This is a genomic window from Okibacterium sp. HSC-33S16 (assembly GCF_024171565.1).
GTDB lineage: Bacteria > Actinomycetota > Actinomycetes > Actinomycetales > Microbacteriaceae > Mycetocola_A.
The window spans coordinates 34647-51300 of the sequence record NZ_JALJZZ010000006.1 but is presented as its reverse complement, the minus strand read 5'-3'; the positions used below and the strand labels follow the sequence as shown (position 1 = coordinate 51300).

Sequence of the window (16654 nt, the reverse complement as noted above, 5' to 3'; positions counted from 1 at the left end):
GCGGATTAGGAACTGACTCTCTAGTCACTTGAGCGCTTACTGAATCCACGAACAACCGGCCTAAGCAGAGGAGGGATTGCGTTCCAGCCGCGTGTTTCGAAGGGCTTGTCGAACTCGACTTCACCGTCAACCCTACGAAAAACTTGGATGAGTTGTCTGGGGGTCGAATGTGCGGACAACCCAATAACCGAGATGGCTTCTTTCCGTCCCCCGATGGTGTCGCGAGCATAGTGCGATGATTCTTGCTCTTCATCTTCGTTTGGCGTTGGCGTCACTTCGCTTTTCTCTCCTCCGGAAGTGCCGGTACCCATCCACAATTCCGTCACAAACAGCGCTCCGTCGAAACTTCGCGCCCCCAGGCCCTCAACAGCCATTTCGATTTTGGCCTCTCTTGGTCGATCACTCTCGAAGGTTAGCGGCGCGAATGAGAAGGGTTCATCTCCGTAGTAGAACATCAGAAATTGGCCAGCGAATCCTTCAGTGCGTACCATCGCCCGGGCCATTTCTAAACGAGCCTCAAGATCGCCGATTGGGCCCTTTCCAAATGTCGGCGTGGGTATCCCGTAGTGCTCGTGGAAGAAGGCTTCGTCCATGTCCGGGTCTCTATTCACCCGAACGTACTGCGGCGTCCGTACTTCTCCTGTCCTCCCATCCAGAAACATCACCGATCCGCCGATATCGGGCCCCATACATCCGAGGCCTGCATCTATCTCAGCGTTTACGCACGATCTAGAGAAGTGCGGTGCCGTGCACCGATCGACTTGAGATCGGGTGTGTGCCTCTTCCACGACATGCGCCACACCCCTGTATACCTCCCGCAACGCGGATACAAGTTCTAAATGGGGCAACCCCGAATCAATCCACTTGCGACGAACGCGAATAGTCATCTCCGCTGGATCGCCCGCAGGAATGGGTTCATTCTGCTGCGACGTTCCAGCCTGAGATGGCTGCGCGATAATTCGCAGCACGTCTTCTGCCGTCGTAGCAGCTGGAACGACGAAGGCGTCCTCGAGCACTTTAAGACGCGGGCCGTAGATTCCGATCTCTGCGACGCTCGACGTTTTGAGATCTTCCTCCTTGACGATTTTGTTTCGTGAATGCACGCTCCAAGCCAGAACTGGATTCAGCTTGCTTGTCGCTACCCAGGTGCCATACCAGTCATCAAAATCGGCCCACTTTGACTTCCGCTTCTGAATCAGAAACGTGACGCTTCGAGCGCTCTGGATGGCCGAGTTCAAACTGCGGCGAAACTCCTCAGGCTCGTGATAGTTGTCTATGGCGCGGTGGATGTCTTCGTGCACGTCCATAAGCCGGCGATGTGCATCGATGCATGGACAGGCTTTAAGACTCATGGGCATGAGTACAGTCTGCAACTTCTGTCGTGGTTCCATTACTCGGGAAAGCCCTTCGAAATTCTGACCCGGGCGCATGTCAGCTCGCCACTCGTTCCTTAGTCCCCGCAGCGAAGTGGAATGTCGGGATCAACGCCTTGCTTCCGACCGTAAGCTCGTGCCATGAAGCGAATGCGCCTCGAAGGGATCCCGGTCCTCTTGTTCACGCGGCAGCTGTCGACACGTCGCTGGGAGTACTCGACGTTGCTCGAGCGGGATGTAGATGGGTGGCGCTGGTCCGTGACAGTCTCACCCAGGAGCAGGCTTGGTGATGTTGAGGAAATACCAGAGGCGCGGGTACATATTGAACGCGCGGACGGTCGGGTGGAAGGCGTGTGGTGGTCCCCGTCCTCGAAGAAACGGTGGACGTACGTTCGGACGGTGATTTTGAATGAAAGTGAACCGCCGCCATCACTTGTGGTGCACGAGTCACTACTCCCGCATAGATTGGCGGTCGTGCGGCGTCGGCTGCCGGGCGCTACGTGAGTGCAGCGTCCCGCTGAGGCTTCCCTCACCGTCGGTGCCGCGTCGCCGGGCCCCAGAAACCTAGGCTACGTGAGGGACCAATTCGGCAGGTCGTCAAGCCTCGGCCGGACTATGCGGTAGCGCTTCCGGGTGCGCAACTCATGCTCTTCGTTGCCCCACACGACCTTCGTGGTTTCTAGCAGACCCTGTGTTTCAAGTTCTTGGGTGGCTCTCGTCCATGTGTCGTCAGCAAGCCCGTATTGTTTCTTGCGGTGTCCACTCATCATCTCCCCATGCGGGTGGTTCGACCCTCCGTTGAGCTCAAGGAGTGCAAGTAGGACGGCGAGGTCACGCCCCCCGAGTTGCAGGATCCACCCCTTAGTCCAAAGCGAGAAGGGCACCCCGACCCAACGTGTCGCTCCCTTAACCTCCCAGGGATCCCCTGACCCATCGGGCTGGAGGAGCAGAATTCCCTCTTTCCCATCAGCGAGGGTCGTGCTCGCAATGAGCTTCTCTTCTCGAAGCCACTTCATCGCGTCGTTGATCCGGCGGGGCCCTGTGTCGCCAGGAACATTCAGCAGCCTTGCCAGGTAGCGAGTTGTGTACTTGGGGAGCGTGTGCGGAGCTTTAGTGGCCCTCATCACCAGCGTCATGTGGAGTTTGAGTCGAAGGTCGTTGGATCGAAAGAGCCGAGCTGCCATTGGCTTAGTCCCGTCCGCACGCTTCACATACTCGATGGGAAAGTTCACGCTGGACTTCCGCTTTGACCTGTCGGCGAACAGCCCGAGCGACTCGATTGCTTCAGCGGGGGTGTCCATATATGCGGCTCCGGTCAGATTTTTTGCCTACCTCAGCGGAGCGACATGCAGTACGGGGGTACACAGCGGTACAGAGCTACGAGAGTTACTCCTTACCGTACCGCTCGCGACGGATTCGCGGCCCGCTCACGTCGCATTGCTATACCGCTTGGAACATCGGGCTGCCTCGAAAAAGGGTCGTTCTGCTCCGCTCAGAGCGTTGTGTCTCGAAGTTGCACGGCGGTCAGCTGTGGGGCCAAAGTTGGCTCATAAGCTAGATGCCCCCTCGTCCGGCAAGACAGGAGGGGGCATCCCGAGAGAAGGGAGGACCCGATTAACGCAGGCATCCGCATCACTGTGACTGTCACTGTAACCGCAATCACGATCACTATCGAGCCCTTGTAGCTCTGGGAGCGGGGGCGGGATAGTGGTCCAGCCCCCGCTCCCAGAGGGGTGGGCGTGAGCCGATCCCTTCAAGATGGAGCTGCAGATAGACCGCGGGCGTCCAACTCAAGCGCGGCGCAAGACCCGAGAGCCGAGAATCGCCCCGACGGGCGGGTGAGCGTGTCGACACCCGGCCGCCAGAAACACCTTCAGTTTCCCTCTCGCTTCGCCGCCGGACTATGCATCAGCTGCTGGCTCCGCGTGTTCAGGCTTCGCGGGCCTTGGCTTCAACATCCCCTCGTCAGGAAACTCCGGTGGCAGGCCCGCCATTCGCATCGTCACCGGGTTCGCCTCCGGGAGCTCATTCGGAACGAAACGCGCGTCTTTAGGGTGGTGGAAGACAACCTCCGACGCATTCGTCACAGTGCTCAGATTGAAGAACCGCCCCATCTGAGTGCTCCCTACCTGTGCGAGGTCGAACTCCCCTCGCTGGACACGCGACACATGGATGCTGTCGGAGAGCACCATCGGATCGCTCATGAGGAGACCCAGTTTGCGCGTGAGTGGATATGTAACTCCCCAGGCGGTCATGAAGCCAACGCCCGACTCCAGGCCATGGTCATCCTCGCGTTCCGCGTGCGGCACGAGACCAACCGGTGTATCGGACGTGAAGAGGGAGCGCCTATCGAAGCGAACCAGTGTCCAAGGACGACCGAGGACAAATGGCGTGAGCGCCTCGCTCTGTTCCGCCATCTGACGGATGTGCGCCAAGGGTGAGATCCGAATGGGTGGCCCTTCTGGGCGCGTCGCTTGCTCCCACATCTCCTCGGCCTGCTCGTCGCTTAGTTCCACGCGGAGTTTGCGCTTCGCCCAATCTTTGATCTTTGACCTGCCACCGGCGCCGACTTCCAACCGGGTGATCTGCGCCCTGAGAAACTGCATGTTTCTGCGCTGCTCCGGCCCGCGGCTCACCTGTAGAGCGATAAAGGCCCCAAGTGTCGTCCGGTCCTTTGGTTCGAGTGGCCAGACGCCGGACTCCACCGATCTGAATATGCCTGCCGCTTCGCCCTCGATGGAGCTGAGCATCTTCTCGAACACGTCCGCGCCGTCCTCGTGCCCCGGCACCGAGTAGAACCCGTTCTCCGCGGCCGCCTTGCGCACTGACTGGACATAGCGTTTGTCCCCGGGCAAGCGAACGGTCGTAATCTGCTCACCGTCCGCAAAGCCGCGAAGGTAGAACTGAGGAACATGGTGGTGTCGCTTCGCTTCGTGGGTGCGCTCTCCGGTCACTTGTTTATCCTGCCCCACGCGGGACAGTAGGCCTGCCGGTTCGCGGACGATCCATCACACGGGATGAAGCTGAGTCGCTCTGCCTAGCTGAAGGCTTCCACTCGACTGCGACGACAACGCCGGTGCCGGTGCCGCTAGGATTCCTGGATGGCGGATGGGTATGAAGAGACCGAGTACAACGGTATTCCTTATAGGACAACGCGCTCCGAACGAAGTGACGAGTTTGGCGTGATTTGGCATATTGAGTACAAACAGGCGAAAACTTACCCGTGGGGGCCGCGTGGCATCATGCACGAGCGTGACGGTCGGTTTTTCGCAGGTGACCGCGACTTCGGCACTGCACACGAGGCACTACGGTATCGCGCGATCCATTTGTGACGCATTCGCGTCGCCGGCTCAAAATCGGCATTGAAATACCTAACGGCCGCCCTCGCATTTCAGTAGCCGCCGTGTGCCTGGTCGACGCGTCTCTCGGCGCTGGTGAATCCGTCCGAAGCTAACGCGGCGGATGGCCCGTAGGGGTTCATCATGCGGCACGATCGACGAAGCGGCCCCGAGCGGGAACGATGATTAGTCCGTCGTCTCGGAGAAGGGGACCGGGTTCGCGTCCAGATCGTCGGTTGTGGCGATGCGGCAGAGTTACCGCTACTCGCTGCGTCGCACCTGCGAGGGGTGTGCTGGAGTTCACGGACGACGGCGAGTAGCGCACAGAGTGCCCTCAGAGACCGTGGGGTTCGAGCCAGGATGCCCCCACCCACGACAACCGAGATGCGATCCCTTACATATCCCGCTCGCGTGTCGCCATCAAGGTCCTAGATTCAGAGGATGGAGAATTCAACAGCCCCGGCTCTTCGGATGTCTCTCATCGAGAACGCGTACGACTCATTCGCGGAGTCGCTTAGCGATGTCGAGCGCGCTAAGGGCGACCACTCACGTTGGAAATTCGCCGTGCTCAATCTGGTTCATGCAGTGGAACTCGTCCTGAAGCAGAAGTTGAGCGACGAGCACCCGCTCCTTATCTGGCAAGACGTCGACAGACCAGGTCGAAACACCGTGAGCCTAGAGAGGTCGATTGATCGCCTTATTGCAGCGGGTATTTCGCTCGAAGACGAAGACACTCGGGCAATCCGGCTAGCGGTCAAGTGGCGAAACAACATAACGCATTACGAGGTAGACCTCATAGCTCCAGAGGTGCGCGAAAACTACCTCCTCATCTTCGAGTTCCTCGACAAGTTCCACGAGGAGCATTTCGAAGGCTCACTGTCTGAACATATCCCCGAAACCCACGTCCAGACGGCCATGGACCTCGTGGAGTCTTTCAAGCGGGAGTTCATTACGTTTCGTGGCCGACCGATGCACCGGCGGTGGGCACGGAAGCTGGTTGCGGCGCAGCGGGTTCATAGTCTTTACCTCGACGGCGTCGAATATCCCCGGTTGCGATGGGGGCGCGAGCACGTGTGGGAGCAGGACTGGATGGATGGCAAGATTCCATCCAGGTACTGTCGCGACTGCGGGGCGGAGTTAGACGAGTACCACGGCCCGGGTTGTGTTCTAGAGGAATGCCCCCGCCAAGGAGGTCAACTCTTTGGCTGCGAATGTGACTGGGATGCCAGTGAGCTATGGGCTTTGGACGCCGATGAGTGGGAGACCGAAGGCGAACCCAGCGCGGACGGTGAATGAGCACGGTGAGCCGCCGTCGACATATTCGACATTGCTGCGAGCTGAAGCGGCGGAGCGCCCGTGAACGCTTTCAATAAGCATCGTCGAAGGCGGGTTATCTGAGTGCGCAAGCGTCCGGACGACCTGGCAGACGGCGGGGACCCAAACTGGGCGTATCCCGGGGTTGCGCCAACCAACGATCGTGATTGCTCCGCTAACTCAGAGAGGGTGCCCCTCGGATCGACGTCGATTGATCTAGTGCGACTCACGTTCGCATGCCTGGGGGCGATAGCCGCTGGCGCCGAGTTTCCGAACCCACTCGTCCTTCTTCGTGCTCCCCGGTCTTTGTATGTGGTCACGCCAGCGAAGAAGAGCCGGATGGGTTGCGGAGTCGCAAGTCCGAGGCTTCGCGGCCGTCATCGCGTACAGGACGCGCAGGAGCGACTCTGCTGCCTGGTGGCGAAGGCTTGGTACTACGACAGCGACCTGCAAACCGGTCCCCTGGGGAAATGTTTGACGTGGCGTCACTATTGATCACGTTGTGTGGGTGGCCGGCGCGTTAAGAATCGCGGCTGAAGAGCATTCAGGCCATTCTGGTTCTGGGCCATCCTCATACGTGGGTCATCGAGTGACAGATGTGCGCTAATCGTGACGTGCGCAGCGATATCGTTGGCGTGTTCGGAGGAACGAGGCCGCCTCCTCCTATGCTCGACGGCTCGGCATTGTGCTCAGGAGAAACAGCAATGAAGTTAGACATATGGTCCGCACTTTGGCCGGTCCTCGGCTGGTTCATTCCCGCCCTTGTACTCATCTTCTGCATCGGACTCCTTCGTGTTTGGGTGGAGGCCCGAATCGAGGAGCGTCGAAAAGCCTCTGAACCCCCGCCCCTGGCGCTCGAAATGAAGATGCTTCAGCTTGCGGAATTGACCGGGGCGGCGGGTCAGCTGAATCGCGAAGTGCAAGCTGAACTCCTTCTGGCGCAGACGGAGACAGCAAGACTGAAATTTGATGCGGAGGAGGCCCACCGCGTTGCAACGCTAAACGACGAACAGCGTCAAGCGGTGGCTTCCCTCGTAAGCGGGCAGTTGGGTCTTCAGCTAAAAAGGTCCGCCAAATCTGACTTCCGTACCCAGCTTGTGGTCAATATCATCTTCTTCACCGCCGGAGTAGCCGCCACACTCTTCGTACCTCCTTTGTTCTAACGCGGTTTTCCCCTTGTCGTTCTCAATACCTGTGAACCGTCTTGCGACCGGGATTTGTACGCCTCGTCAGGTCGGGGTGAGTAGCCGCCGTTTCGCGCCGCGATAGCTTTTCGACGCAAGAGACTCGAAGGGCGGCGCTGCGTTCCCGTTGAAGGTTCCGCTTTCGCGGATGGAGCGATTGCGAACGCTCAATCCTCGGCGCACAATGGAAGGTAGTTCCGAGCAGGCCTGCACCTTGCATCGCGGACCTGATTCTTGGGCTCTCGCACAACTCCAGAAGAGACGGTGGTGCCACCGTGGCACCACCGTGATCGGTGGTCGACGCTCGCCGGCTCCTGGTCCATGTGGTTAGCCGCGACCGGAAACAGTGATTCACTGCTGGCGGCAAACCCCAGGATATGCGGTGCCGCCACCGTGGCGGCACCGTGAGAAGTCGGCATCCTTCGTGAAAAGCCGGTGACGAATGCAGTTGCGGTCGGGGCGCTGATTCCAGGAGAACCAGCGAAACCCCCGGATAGACGGTGCTGCCACCGTGGCAGCACCGCGTTCACTGTTCATCCTTCGCGAACGCCCGATCGAGGAGCGCGGCAGTGGCCGGGTTCACCATCTCGCTGCGCTGTATGTAGTGCTGCACCGTGATCTTCGTGTCCGTGTGGCCAAGCAGTTCTGCCGCGAGCTCGATGCTGGCGTTGGTGTTGACCGCGGTTGCAACCGTTCGGCGAAACATGTGCGGGGTCACTCCCTCGATCCCTGCTCCCCCGAGCACGTGACGCAATTGACGGCGCACGTTCGCGGTCGTCAGCGGCGTGCCGTCCCGCGACTGGAACAGCAGCGAATCCAAACCCATGCTCCCTGCATTCGCGAGCCGCCGGCGGACGGCGTCTGCGGTGAAGGTGGGCAGCGCAACGACACGACGGGATTTGGCGGTCTTCGGGTGGTCTTGTCGGAACGTCCGCTCGCCGTTCCGACTGACGATCGTGCCAGCCAGGCGGATAGACGGCACGGCGCTGGTGATGTCGACGTCCCGTTTCCGGATGGCCAGCACCTCGCCGATGCGAGCCGAGGTTCCGAGCATCACCTCGACGATCGCCCCGAGCTGGCCGTCGGGCTTGGGACCGGACACATGGTCTTCGCCGGCCTCCCACCGAGCGATCGCCGCACGAATGACGTTCACCTCGGGGGCGGTGAGCGCATCCGGGATGTGCGGCTCGCGGTGCAGGCGGGAAACGTGGTCCATCGGGTTCCGCGGGAGAACCTCATGGCGCACCGCCAGTTCCAGCGCCAGCCGCAGCACAACCCGGGCCTGCTTGGCGCGGCTGTAGGAGAGCTTCGCCAGTTGTTTGATGAACTGGTCGCACCGGGCGACGCCGATCTCACGCAGCGTGAGGCTGTCGAACGCCGGAGAGACGAGCGTGCGCATATTGCGCTCGTACAGGTTCCGGGTGGTTTTGGAGATCCGGCCCTCCAGGTCGATGTCGCTCAACCAGTAGGCCACGAGGTCTGCGAAGAGGCTGTCGGGTGTCAGGGTGGTGTCGGTGGGTCGGAGCAGGGACCGCTCAGCGAGTTTCGCCTTGAGCGCGCCTTCGGCGGCCTTGGCGGTGGCGCCGGTGGCCTGCACTTGGCGCGCTCGACCGTCCCAGTCGCGGTAGCGGGTTCGTGCCTCGAATCGGCCGGATGGCATCACCCGCGTGGTGATGTCGCCGAAGGTGCCGATCGTCAACCGTGGCCGGGCCATCTCAGTTCACCGCCGATCGGTGTGACCGGGTTGGTTGGACGGTTCGCGCTGCTCGGCGATCCACGCCCGCACGTCGGAGACGGCGAACTTGAGATGTTTGCCGAACCGGTAGGCCGTCGGCCCTTTGCCGTGCACGCGCCAGTCGTAGACCGTTGAGAGCGGTATACCGAGGTAAGACGCCAGTTCGGCGACGTCCATCAGTGGTTCCAGTCCCCATGCGTCGGTCGGAGAAGAGGTTGGGTGTTCTTCGTGGATGCTCATATCCACTAGGTGCGCACGAGAATCCCGAACGATCGGAGCGGACCCAGAAGGACGTCAGCGCGACGGACGGGAGCGCGGCCTCAATGCCGTTTGAGAGGAGTAAAAGGTGGGTTTTTGATGGGGTAATCAAATCTCTTAACCTAAAAAGTCCCGGAAACCCTTGAGTTTCCGGGACATTCGGTCGGGCTGACAGGATTTGAACCTGCGACCCCTTGACCCCCAGTCAAGTGCGCTACCAAGCTGCGCCACAGCCCGCGACCAGTCGCCCTCGCGGGCAACCTCATCAATGCTACAGGACAAACGACACCGGTTTTGTCACGCCCAAGTCTCGCCCCTCAGGCTCCGTCGTTCCTCGAGAACCGCGTCGACGGCCGCCCTGCGGTTGCATAGTCGAGCGTTCTCTGCGCTCGGTTCACTGCCACCAGGTATTCGAGATAACGACGCGCGCTCACCCGTGAAATACCGGACAACTCCGCGATCTCACCGGCCGAACTATTTGGCGCGGACCCCAACGCCGATTCAACGGTGACCAGCGTTTCGCCACTCAGCCCCTTGGGCAGCTGCGTGCGTGCACGGACACCTGAGCGCATGAGTGCGTCGATCTCACGTTGCGCGAGTTCCTCGCGAGCTCCCGACTCCACGAGCGCCAGCCGGTCCCGGGCCACATCGTCGAGCCGCGCCGTGAGGTTACTGGCGGTGAAGGGCTTCACCAAATAGTGCTGAATGCCCGCACTCCGCGCTTGCCGCACACTCTCAACATCACGGGCAGCGGTCACTGCAATGACCTCCGGCTGAGCGCCTCCCATGGCGCGGACGTCTCGCAAAACCTCCAGGCCCGGCTTGCCCGGCAGATCAAAGTCGAGCAGAACCAGATCGGGCCGACGCTCGGCAATGAGCCGCAATGCCTCCGGCCCACTGTGCGCGGTGGCGATCACGTCGAACGCCGGATGGACCGACACGAATTTCGCGTGCAAGGACGCCACCTCGACATCGTCGTCCACGATGATCGTGCGGAGTTTGGCGGAGACGGTCACGACAACACTCCCGGATGGCCAGCTTCGAACGGAGCGCCCGCGAGCCGATCGGGCAGATCGCCGACCGGCAACTCCACGGTGAACAGCGCACCGCCCAGCTCCGATGTGCCAACCGTCACCGTTCCGCCGGCACGCTCGACAGTGCGCCGCACCAGGGCCAGGCCAATCCCCCGCCGCCGCAAGGTCGGACTCGCGTCACCCGTCACGACCTTCGAGGACACCCCCTCCTCAAAGATCCGCTCGTACTGGTCTGGCTCAATCCCGTTTCCGTCATCCTGCACGGTCACCCGAATGACCCCGCCATCGACGGCGAAGCCGAGTTCAATGTGGTTTCCGCTCGCACACGCCTCGAGTGCGTTGTCGAGAAGGTTGCCGACGACCGTCACGAGGTCGCCTCGCAACGTCAGCGCGGCATCCGTTCTCAACCACATCGGCAGCGGGTCGGACGACGTGATCGACACCGACATTCCCAGCTCACGGGCGTGGCTCGCCTTGACCAACAGCAGGGCGGCAAGCTCGGGGATCTCACGAATGACCTCTTCGCCGGGCACCCGCAGCGGACCACCCGTTCCGGTGCGCTCGACGAAGGCGCGGGCGTCTTCGACCAGACCAAGCTCGAGCAGCCCGGAGATCACGTGCAGCTTGTTCGCGAACTCGTGCGCCTGCGCCCGCAGACCGTTGGTGAGCGACTGCGCGCCGTCCATCTCGCGCAGCAGCTGGTGAAGCTCCGTGTGGTCGCGCACCAACAACGTCGCTCCGACAGCCCGGCCGTTCAACTCGGTACCGGTGCTGCGAGCCACGAGAATTCGCTCGCCGGCAAGTACGAGCTGCCCGCCAGACTCCCCGCGCTGCAGCACACCGACAAGCGAGGGGTCAAGGACATCAGCGGCCGCTCGACCGGTCAGCGCATCGTTCTCGAGCCCCAGCAGCGAGAGCGCCGCGTCGTTGACGAGCACGATTACGCCGTTCTCGTCGACACTGATCATGCCCTCGCTCATGCCGTGCAGCATGGTTTCGCGGGAATCGACCAACGACGCGATCTCCCGGGGCTCGAGCCGGTAGATGCGCCGCCGGATAATCGCTGTCACCCCGGCAGCGCCGAAGATGCCGACCACGGCGGCAATCACAAGCGGAATCACCAGCCCGCCCAGCCCGCCGACAAAGTCATCACGCAACGACGATTCCAGGATGCCGACCGACACGGTGCCGATCACGTCGCCGTCCGCGCTGTGCACGGGAACCTTCGCCCGCCAGGACTCCCCCAGCGTTCCGGTCTCCGTGCCGACGAACATCTTCCCCGACAACGGAACCGATGGGTCGGTCGAGACACGTTCGCCGATTCGATCCGTATCGGGATGTGAATAACGGATGCCATCGGCATCCGTCACAACAACGTAGGTGACGTTCGACGCCTCACGAATGACCTCGGCGATCGGCTGGATCACGGCCGCCGGGTCGGCGTCGTCGTATGCGTTTCGGATCGCGGGAAGGGTGGCCACCGACTGCGCTACCCCGATCATGCGATCCAAATAGGCATCACGCACCTGGCGCTCGATGAGGCTCGCCGCGACGATACCCGTCACGAGCACCACCGCGCAGACGATAAACGCCTGCAGCAGGAGGAGTTGCATCCGAAGCGACATTGCTTTCACCCCTCCATTGTCACGCCAACGTTGTGCCGACGACGAACGGATGCCACGGAGTGCGTCGATAAGTCGCGTCCAATAGTTACGAAAGCCTCGGCTGGCGAAGAGCCCGAACTAACGTGCATTTCAGCATCATCGCGTTTTGCAACGAGGCAATCACTCAATGAGGAGGAATCATGCGACGAATCGCACTGGTCGTTGTGGCAGCAGCAACGGCACTCACCCTGGCATCCTGCAGCTCACCGGGCGGGAGCGGCGGGTCCGACTCCGGGTCGGCCGAAGCCACCGAGGTCACCGACCTCTCGATCATCGTTCCGGCTGAGCCGGGCGGCGGCTGGGACCAGACCGGTCGAGCCATGTCGGAGACGCTGACGTCAGAGAAGCTCGTGGACAGCGCTCCGGTCACCAACATCGGTGGAGCCGGCGGCACGGTCGGACTCGCCTCACTGGCGAACGAGAAAGACCCGCACACCGTGATGGTCACCGGGCTCGTCATGGTGGGCGCCGTTGAAACCAACGCGGCCACCAATCGGATGGAAGACACCACCCCGATCGCTCGACTCACCGAGGAAGCCCTCGTCGTCGTTGTGCCGGCCGACTCGAAGTACGACACCCTCAAGGACCTCGTCGACGACATCGTCGAGAACGGCCAGGATGTCACCGTGACCGGCGGATCAGCGGGCGGCGCCGATCACATCCTCGCCGGCCTGCTGCTCGAAGAGGCTGGGCTGTCCGGAAGTGAGATCGCCGAGAACCTCAACTACATCCCCAACTCGGGCGGCGGCGAAGCGGTCAACCTGATCCTCGGCAACAACGCTGCCGCGGGCATCTCCGGAATCGGCGAGTTTGTCGAGCACATCGAGTCAGGCACGATGAAGGCGCTCGCCGTCTCAAGCGCCGAACCGGCCGAGAACCTGCCGGATGTACCCACCATCACCGACGAGGGCTACGACATCACCCTTACCAACTGGCGCGGTATTCTCGCCCCGACCGGCATCTCCGACGGAGACCGTGACGCCCTGATCGACGTGGTCACTGAGCTCCACGACAGCGGCGCCTGGACCGAGCAGCTCGAAACCCGCGGCTGGGCAGACGCCTTCCTGGCCGGTGACGAGTTCTCGACGTTCCTCGACGAGAACATCACCGAGGTCACCACCACCCTGAAGAACATCGGGCTGGTCGAGTAACCATGTCCTCCCCATCGACGGGCGCGTCGGGCACCGGCCCGGCGCGCCCGACGGCTGGAGACGTTCCAGCCGCTTCCCCCGCTCCGCGCTCGAAGCTCGGCGAGTACATCTTCGCGGCCCTCGCGCTCGCTCTCGGCATCTTCGTGTTCGTCGGAGCGTTCTCCATCCGGGTTCCCGGTGCGGGAACGCAGGTCGGCCCTCGCGTCTTCCCGTTCCTCGTCGGAACGATCCTCATCGTCTCAGCGGCCATGGTCGTCGTAGACGTGATTCGAGGCCGTCTCGCCGACCTCGAAGAGGGCGAAGACATCGACAGCGCCGCGAAAACCGACTGGATCACGCTCGCGAAAATCACAGCGTTTGTCGTCGCGCACATTGCTCTAATCGAGCTGATCGGATGGCCCTTCGCGGCGGCCGTGCTCTTTGGTGGTGTTGCCTGGTCACTGGGCGCCAAACGCTGGTGGATGGCACTCGTCATCGGCCTCGCCCTCGGACTCGTGATCTACGTACTGTTCGGCGGCCTCCTCGGCCTTTCCCTCCCTTCCGGTCCGCTGCTCACGTGGCTCGACCCACTCCTCGCGACGCTGAGAGGCTGACATGGACAACATCCTGAGCCTGATGGAGGGGTTTGCAACCGCCCTCCAACCTCAATACCTCATCTTCGGATTCATCGGCGTGCTCGTCGGCACGGCCGTTGGCGTGCTGCCCGGCATTGGCCCGGCCATGACCGTGGCCCTGCTGCTTCCGCTGACCTATTCGCTTGACCCGACCGCCGCATTGATCACCTTCGCCGGTATCTACTACGGCGGCATGTACGGCGGATCGACCACGAGCATCCTGCTCAACACACCCGGTGAGTCCGCCTCCATTGTGACGGCGCTCGAGGGCAACAAGATGGCGAAACTTGGGCGCGGTGCTGCCGCGCTGGCGACGGCGGCGATCGGCTCCTTTGTGGCCGGCACCCTCGCGACGGTCGGCCTCACGCTGTTCGCCCCGATCATCGCGTCGTGGGCGGTCACCCTGGCCCCCGCCGACTACGTGGCGCTCATGGTCGTCGCGTTCATCACGGTCGGGGCCCTACTGGGCTCATCGGTCTGGCGAGGCCTCACCTCGCTGGGCATCGGCCTCTTCCTGGGGCTCGTCGGAACCGAGATCCTCTCCGGCCAGCAGCGCTACACCTTCGGTTTGCTTCCCCTCGCTGACGGCATCGACGTCGTTCTGGTGGCCGTCGGGCTCTTCGCGGTCGGCGAAACGCTCTTCGTGGCCAGCCGGATGAGGCACGGAGCCGTTGCTCTGATCCCGGTGACACGCGGATGGCGCAGCTGGATGACGAAGGACGACTGGCGTCGATCCTGGAAGCCGTGGTTGCGTGGAACGGCCATCGGCTTCCCGATTGGAACGATCCCGGCCGGTGGAGCAGATGTCGCGACCTTCCTGTCGTACGCGAGCGAGAAGAAGCTCAGCAAACACAAGGAGCAGTTCGGACGCGGCGCGATCGAAGGAGTCGCGGGGCCAGAGTCAGCGAACAACGCGGCGGCGGCCGGCGTGCTCGTTCCGCTCCTGACGCTCGGACTGCCGACAACGGCAACCGCCGCCATCATCCTGTCGGCGTTCCAGTCCTACGGCATCCAACCGGGACCGCAACTCTTCACCAACCAGCCGGCGCTCGTCTGGGCGCTCATCGCGAGCCTGTACATCGGCAACGTGTTGTTGCTCGTGCTGAACCTGCCGCTGGTGGGCATCTGGGTGAAACTGTTGCAGATCCCTCGGCCCTACCTGTACGCCGGCATCCTGACCTTTGCGGCGTTGGGCGCGTACGCCGTGAACTTCTCGATCGTCGACATTGTGATCCTGTTGATCATCGGAATCGTCGGATACTTCCTTCGGCGCTACGGGTACCCGATCGCGCCATTGGTCATTGGCCTCATCCTGGGCCCGATGGCAGAAGCCCAGCTTCGGCGAGCGCTTCAACTCAGCCAGGGTGATCTCGGGGCACTGTTCACCCGTCCCTTCGCGGCGATCTGTTATCTCGCGCTGATTCTCATCATCGGTCTCGGGCTCTGGCTGCGTCACCGCCAAAGCCGGTTGGAGCGCACGCTCGCGGCCGCGGCAGCGGCCGACACCTCGCTCAAGGTGGCGGTGAACCAGATGTGGGACGCCGGAGACCGGCCAACCGACATCAAGACACGGGACCTTCGCGTCATCCCGTGGAAAGACGACGAGTCCGACTCGCCAGACGATCGACAGTAGCTCGTCGGCTTCAGAGGACCGGATTCGCGAGTGGGCGGGCGGCGGGGCGCAGCTCCAATGCCCGCTCACGCACGAGTGAGAGTGCGTGCTCGATCGCCCCGGTCGCGACCGCCTCTGCGCCCAGCGCCGACGCCCTCAGATCGGGAGCGGTCGGGTCACCGCTCTCGGCGACGAGCCGAGCAGCATCACCGATGACCATGGGCAAGGAGTCCACCATCGCTCCCCCGACGACCACTCGATCAACATCGAGCACGTCACCGAGCACAATGCAGATGCGTGCGAGGCGCTCGGCCAAGCGGTCGAGAATACGTTGGGCGACGGTATCCCCGGACTCGGCGGCCCGAGCCACATCGTGCTCGGTCAGGGTGGCGAGATCCAGCCGTCCGAGTGGCGACTCGATACCGGCCTCGCCTGAGCGGATCGCGTCCTCCGCCCACCGCCGTGCCTGCAGGGCGAGCCCATTCGCCGTGCCCACTCCATCGACGTAGTCGAGGAAACGCATCTCACCGGCACCACCGCGGCGACCACGCACGAGATGCCCGTCGATCATGAGCCCCGACCCGATGCCCTCCCCCACGAGCATCGCGATGTACGAGCTGACATCACGGCCCTGGCCGTGCACCGAGGCCCGCTCGGCGATCGCCACGAGGTTGGCGTCGTTCTCCACCGTGACGATCGGAGCCGCGTCCGCGAAAGCAGCGCCGAAGTTCGGGTTCATGGCCGCCCAGAAACCGTTTTTTCCTTCCGGCGACAAGCCCGCCGCGTCCACCGGCGCGGGGACGCCCAGCGTCACAGCGAGGAGCATCGACCGATTCACTCCCGCAGCCGACAGCGCACGCTCGACAACCTCGTGCGTCAGTCGACGGCGCTCGCCCCCATCGGCTGCGTTCCAACTACCCAGCGTCGAGCGCGCCGGAGTCCTCACGTCCGCGCTGCCGATCACCCGACCCCGAAGGTCGGCAACCCGTGCACCGATGTGGTCGGTGCCCGCGTCGATTCCCGCCACGAATCCTGCTCGCTCCCGCAGGGCATAGCGTCGAGCCGGTCTGCCCTTCCGCGCCGTCTCGTCGAGTTCTCGTTCCTCCAGCCAGCCTCCCGCGACGAGGTCATCACAGATCCCGATGATCGTCGCACGGGTCAGACCAACGGATGCCATGGCATCCGTCGCTGTAAAAACCTCCGTTTGCCACGCATGCTCGAGGACTCCGCGCGCATTTTGCATGCGGATTCCCTGAGGTGACGACACGGTCACGCTCGGTCTCAAGGTCTTGACCTTTCAAATCTGAGGGCGCATCATTTACGACACCAATAGATATACGTCCTAAATTTAATATTCTCGCAAGCGACGTCGAAGTG

13 protein-coding genes and 1 tRNA gene are annotated in these 16654 nt (G+C 62.4%); 5 read left to right on the top strand and 9 right to left on the bottom strand.

Annotated elements, in window-relative coordinates:
• Window positions 1-20: 20 nt before the first annotated feature.
• From L1277_RS13430 to L1277_RS13420, 3 genes are all read right to left on the bottom strand, one after another.
• Window positions 21-1352 (bottom strand): hypothetical protein, encoded by a 1332-nt coding sequence (locus tag L1277_RS13430; protein ID WP_253377072.1) that lies wholly within the window; start codon window positions 1350-1352, stop codon window positions 21-23.
• A gap of 590 nt (window positions 1353-1942) precedes the next feature.
• A complete protein-coding gene (locus tag L1277_RS13425) occupies window positions 1943-2674 on the bottom strand; it encodes a hypothetical protein (protein ID WP_253377070.1) in 732 nt (243 codons plus the stop codon).
• A 600-nt stretch (window positions 2675-3274) separates the two neighbouring features.
• The gene (locus L1277_RS13420) at window positions 3275-4327 is read right to left on the bottom strand and encodes a DUF4238 domain-containing protein (protein ID WP_253377068.1); all 1053 of its coding nucleotides are present in this window, start codon (window positions 4325-4327) and stop codon (window positions 3275-3277) included.
• An 825-nt stretch (window positions 4328-5152) separates the two neighbouring features.
• Between L1277_RS13420 and L1277_RS13415 the strand changes: the two genes are divergently transcribed.
• Window positions 5153-6007: a hypothetical protein gene (locus L1277_RS13415; RefSeq protein WP_253377066.1), complete on the top strand. Its 855-nt coding sequence runs from the start codon at window positions 5153-5155 to the stop codon at window positions 6005-6007.
• Between the two features lie 722 nt (window positions 6008-6729).
• Window positions 6730-7188 carry a hypothetical protein gene (locus L1277_RS13410; RefSeq protein WP_253377064.1) on the top strand — a complete coding sequence of 153 codons (459 nt, stop codon included), beginning with the start codon at window positions 6730-6732 and terminating at the stop codon, window positions 7186-7188.
• Window positions 7189-7735: 547 nt separating this feature from the next.
• On the opposite strand, the gene L1277_RS13405 is transcribed toward L1277_RS13410, so the two are convergent.
• From L1277_RS13405 to L1277_RS13385, 5 genes are all read right to left on the bottom strand, one after another.
• On the bottom strand, window positions 7736-8923 hold the full coding sequence (locus tag L1277_RS13405; protein WP_253377062.1) for a site-specific integrase: 1188 nt from the start codon (window positions 8921-8923) through the stop codon (window positions 7736-7738).
• A gap of 6 nt (window positions 8924-8929) precedes the next feature.
• Complete coding sequence (locus tag L1277_RS13400) at window positions 8930-9184, bottom strand: helix-turn-helix domain-containing protein (protein WP_253377060.1); 255 nt, start codon at window positions 9182-9184, stop codon at window positions 8930-8932.
• Window positions 9185-9365: 181 nt separating this feature from the next.
• A tRNA-Pro gene (locus L1277_RS13395) sits at window positions 9366-9439 on the bottom strand.
• Window positions 9440-9519: 80 nt separating this feature from the next.
• Window positions 9520-10218 carry a response regulator gene (locus tag L1277_RS13390; protein ID WP_253377058.1) on the bottom strand — a complete coding sequence of 233 codons (699 nt, stop codon included), beginning with the start codon at window positions 10216-10218 and terminating at the stop codon, window positions 9520-9522.
• The gene (locus L1277_RS13385; RefSeq protein WP_253377401.1) at window positions 10215-11861 is read right to left on the bottom strand and encodes a sensor histidine kinase; all 1647 of its coding nucleotides are present in this window, start codon (window positions 11859-11861) and stop codon (window positions 10215-10217) included. The genes L1277_RS13390 and L1277_RS13385 overlap by 4 nt, the downstream gene beginning before the upstream one ends.
• A 179-nt stretch (window positions 11862-12040) precedes the next feature.
• On the opposite strand from L1277_RS13385, the gene L1277_RS13380 reads away from it, so the two are divergent.
• Genes L1277_RS13380 through L1277_RS13370 form a run of 3 tightly spaced genes read left to right on the top strand, consistent with a single transcriptional unit; the run spans window position 12041 to window position 15298 of the window.
• The gene (locus tag L1277_RS13380) at window positions 12041-13051 is read left to right on the top strand and encodes a tripartite tricarboxylate transporter substrate binding protein (protein ID WP_253377056.1); all 1011 of its coding nucleotides are present in this window, start codon (window positions 12041-12043) and stop codon (window positions 13049-13051) included.
• 2 nt (window positions 13052-13053) lie between these two features.
• The gene (locus L1277_RS13375; protein ID WP_253377054.1) at window positions 13054-13644 is read left to right on the top strand and encodes a tripartite tricarboxylate transporter TctB family protein; all 591 of its coding nucleotides are present in this window, start codon (window positions 13054-13056) and stop codon (window positions 13642-13644) included.
• Between the two features lies 1 nt (window position 13645).
• Window positions 13646-15298, top strand: a complete 1653-nt coding sequence (locus tag L1277_RS13370) for a tripartite tricarboxylate transporter permease (protein WP_253377052.1) — start codon at window positions 13646-13648, stop codon at window positions 15296-15298.
• 10 nt (window positions 15299-15308) lie between these two features.
• Here the strand turns inward: L1277_RS13370 and L1277_RS13365 are convergent, their stop codons facing one another.
• Window positions 15309-16520, bottom strand: a complete 1212-nt coding sequence (locus tag L1277_RS13365) for an ROK family protein (RefSeq protein ID WP_253377050.1) — start codon at window positions 16518-16520, stop codon at window positions 15309-15311.
• Window positions 16521-16654: the final 134 nt, after the last annotated feature.